The following is a 3,942-nucleotide window of genomic DNA, read 5'->3' as shown; positions in this document are numbered from 1 at the left end:
TATTTGATTAGAGAGATAGGCCAGCTATATCCACTTATAGTAGATCTTCAGGTACATTGGTTGCTGCTACATCTTCACTTGGGTAACAACCTAATACTTTGAGCTGGTTGGTAATACGAGTCAACTGCTTGATCACTGTTTGCATGTTTTCTGATTGTAAATTAGCCGCGACATCAATATAGAACATTTCTTCCCAAGGGTTACCTTGAATGGGACGGGATTCTAATTTAGTCATATTAACGCCTTGTTCGCGTAAGACTAATAGCGCTTCAACCAAACAACCAGCCTGTTGGCCAGTCGACATAATAAAAGTGGTTTTAGCGGGGATTTGCACGGCTACATCAACCGGTTTCCGTGCAACCACAATAAAGCGGCTATAGTTTTCGGTTTGATTTGCTAAACCAGTACGAATTGGTTTTAATCCATATAATTCACCACCGGTAATGCTGCCAATTGCGGCTATTTTATCGCTATCTAATTCTTTTACTTTTGCCATTGCTGCTGAAGAACTATCCACAAACTCAATTTTAATGTGTGGATGTGCACTTAAAAACAGTGAACATTGTGCAAATGGTTGGGGGTGTGCGTAGATCGTTTCAATTTTTGATAAGTCAGTATCACAGGTCGTGATTAAACTGTGTTCAATTGGCTGGGTTAACTCTCCGACTATCGATAAGCTGGTGTGCTGTAGTAGGTCGTAAACATCATTAATACTGCCAGAAGAGGTATTCTCAATTGGTAGCATGCCATAATCAGCCTGGCCTTTTTCGACCGCCTGAATGATCTGTTGGAATGTTGGGAAGCCTAATTCCACTAAACTATCATCCTGACGGGCAAAATACTTCTTACAGGCAAGGTTAGAGTATGAGCCTTTATCTCCCAAGAACGCAACGCGAGCAACTTGTACCGCGGCATTGGGGTTTTTAATTTGTTGTAAAAATGCTTGCTGTAATAATACTGAATCTTCAAGAATAGTATGGTAAATATTCATGATGTAGTTGCTATCAAGACCACGCTCACGGCCTTGATTAATGAGACGTACTAATAACTGTTGTTCACGATCTTGATCGCGTACTGGTTTACTCGTCGATTGCTTGCTCTTTGCCACTTCGATGGCCAATTCTCTGCGTTCGGATAATAATTGTAATAAGTTGCTATCAAGCGTGGTAATGCGAGTTCTAATATCGTTGAGGTCTGCCATGAAATAGGATCCTTGTGCGTACGCTGTAAGGTTATGTGGTTATATATGCCTAGTGGTGCACATTTATTTATAATTGATTGTTTAATTTATTTATCTCGCGGGGCAAAGTCAAGTTGTCAGGGGCAAACTGCAGAAATAAAAAAAGCGCAGTCCTATGCTGCGCTTATTTATTGTTCCTGTATTAATAAAGGAATCAGAAATTTTTAGTGTTTTTGATTAGTACTCTGCGAGTTCTAACTCGTCATCAGCAATCTTTTCAACAGGTAGCTCTTCACCACTAATTACACCTGCGCGACACTGTTCTTTACCGCTTTTATGCGCAGAGTGCTTATCGCTGTACTTGTTTAATTGACGCTCTAGCTTTTGGCCTAAAATCGTAATAGCAGCGTAAAGATCTTCTCCTTCAGAAACTGCAAGTAACTGGCCTTGTGGAAGATGAATGCTAGCCTCAATTTTTTTAACGTTATTCTTGTCTTTCGTAATCGTTACGTGCGGATTAATCATGGGAATATTAAAGCGTTCTAACTTCGCATATTTAATCGCAAGCTTTTCGTGCATAGGAGCCGTAACTTTGATTTCTTTACTGGTTATTTCAAATGTCATAGACATCTCCTTGTGGATTACCCTTAATTGGTTCAACTTCAGAATACGACTTTCAGCTTAAAAAAAAGTGATTTAGATCACGTTTGGTAATTTAGTTTTTAAAATGCATAAAAAGTGTGACCAACTAATCAATTATAGGTGTTTATGCTAAATTTATTGTCTTCTACCTTCTGCTTAGGCATTATGCCTAGTCATATAACCGATAAAATCAAATAAGTACTGATACTGATAATATGCCCAATAAATGTAATATAACCACGTCAGATGATGCTCTTGTTGCTTATTCTGCACACCTTGATCATGTATTATTACAGTTGACTGTCATAGATTGGTGTAGTCGCGACGAATTTATTTTATTTTTCGATAGACTGATTGAAACCACAATAAACGCATTAAACCTTGTCGATATAAATATCCATTTATTTACGGATCATATTGCCGACCTCATCCCCTTATTACCGCAATACCTTACCAGCATCGAGCCGGTAGATGTCTTTAGCCCTGCAGAATTAACGCAGTTACAATTACGCAGTGAACTCGTTCAAAAGAGTGATAGCTTTGAGGGGGCATCAATCGTAAAACTGGTGCTGCCCTTGTTTAAAGGTGATGATTGCATCGGGGGGATTAATTTTAACGGGTTAGTCGATATAGATGCACACTCGATCACATTACGAGCTTTTTGCCGCTCTATCGCGACTCTGATCCAGCGTAATCTACGTTTGATGGGTAATGAACTACGCTGTGAGTTATCGATGGCGACAGCTAATCAATCGCAAGGTGACTATTACCGTTTGGCATTTTTTGATTCGTTAACAGGTCTTGCGAATCGTCGTTTACTCAATCAAACAATTGAAGCGCAATTCGAGTTAGCCAAAAATAATCAGGTGATCGGAGCGATATTATTTATTGATCTGGATTTTTTTAAGGCAATTAATGATTCATTGGGGCATGCGGTTGGTGATGGCATATTGGTTGAGGTTGCGAAACGATTACAAGAAATACCACGCCAAGAAGATTTCATTGCTCGCCTTGGTGGGGATGAATTTGTGGTTTTATTGTATGATTTATCTGAAAACCCGATGCATGCAGAGCAGCACGCCAATTTATTGGCAGAGCAATTAATTGAGCGTATCTCTGAGCCTTATTTATACAAAGGTCAGGCTTTGTATATTGGTGCTAGTATCGGTATTACCTTGTTTCCAAGTAAAGATCAGCGAGCGGATGATTTATTAAAACAAGCGGATACGGCTATGTATCATGCAAAGTCGAATGGCCGCAAAAAAGTATCTTTTTTTGATGTGAAAATGCAGCGTAAGGCGGATAAACGTTTACATATTTACAATTGTTTGAAAAGTGCGATTGCTAACAATGAATTGTTTCTGCATTACCAGCCTCAGCACATGGTGCAAAGTGGCGAAATTATCGGGGTTGAAGCCTTAGTGCGTTGGCATTTAGGTGGTAAAAAACTGATTTCTCCTGATGAATTTATTCCTATTGCGGAAGAAACCGATCTTATTATTGATATTGGCATATGGGTGCTACAAGCGGCGTGTCGCCAATTTGTAGAGTGGCAATCTGACGGTATCGCTGTGCCGCAATTATCGGTGAATGTCAGTACTCGACAGTTTCATGACCAAAACTTTGTTGATTCGGTACTTATGGTATTAAATGAAACGGGCATGGATCCGATGCAATTAAATCTAGAGATAACCGAATCTGTGGTCATTGAGCATGCTGAAGATGCGATCCGTAAAATGACCGAGTTAAAATATATTGGTGTGAGCTTTGCGGTTGATGATTTTGGCGCGGGTTATTCATCATTAAGTTATTTAAAACGCTTACCAGCGAGTGAGCTGAAAATTGATCGTTCATTTATTCAAGATATACCTTACAACGTATCAGATATGGCGATTGTTGAAGCGGTGCTGGCGATGGCCAAACACATGGACTTTAATGTTACTGCCGAAGGGGTTGAAAGCCGCCAGCAGTTAGAGTTCTTACAACGTCAGCAATGCAGTTTTTACCAAGGTTTTTATGCCAGTAAGCCATTAACGGCTGAACTTTTAGCGCTGTATGTTAAACGCCTACAAGGATAGTTTGGCGTTATTCAGCATTTTGTTAGTTATAACCCGAATGTA

The 3,942-nt window shown here is 39.7% G+C and carries 3 protein-coding genes; 1 reads left to right on the top strand and 2 read right to left on the bottom strand.

Going from position 1 to position 3,942, the window contains the following annotated elements:
• Positions 1–34: 34 nt before the first annotated feature.
• A complete protein-coding gene (gene pheA / locus QNK26_RS02175) occupies positions 35–1,201 on the bottom strand; it encodes a prephenate dehydratase (protein WP_319220623.1) in 1,167 nt (388 codons plus the stop codon).
• A 216-nt stretch (positions 1,202–1,417) separates the two neighbouring features.
• A complete protein-coding gene (hpf, locus tag QNK26_RS02170) occupies positions 1,418–1,804 on the bottom strand; it encodes a ribosome hibernation-promoting factor, HPF/YfiA family (protein ID WP_319220622.1) in 387 nt (128 codons plus the stop codon).
• Positions 1,805–2,037: 233 nt separating this feature from the next.
• Here hpf and QNK26_RS02165 point away from each other — a divergent pair, with 233 nt between their 5' ends.
• Positions 2,038–3,900, top strand: coding sequence for a putative bifunctional diguanylate cyclase/phosphodiesterase (locus QNK26_RS02165; protein ID WP_319220621.1), 1,863 nt, complete (start codon positions 2,038–2,040; stop codon positions 3,898–3,900).
• Positions 3,901–3,942 lie beyond the last annotated feature (42 nt).

Origin of the sequence: Moritella sp. (assembly GCF_033791185.1) — a bacterium.
Classification (GTDB): domain Bacteria; phylum Pseudomonadota; class Gammaproteobacteria; order Enterobacterales; family Moritellaceae; genus Moritella.
Note: the sequence above shows the minus strand (reverse complement) of the source record. Positions and strands in the feature narration are given on the sequence as shown.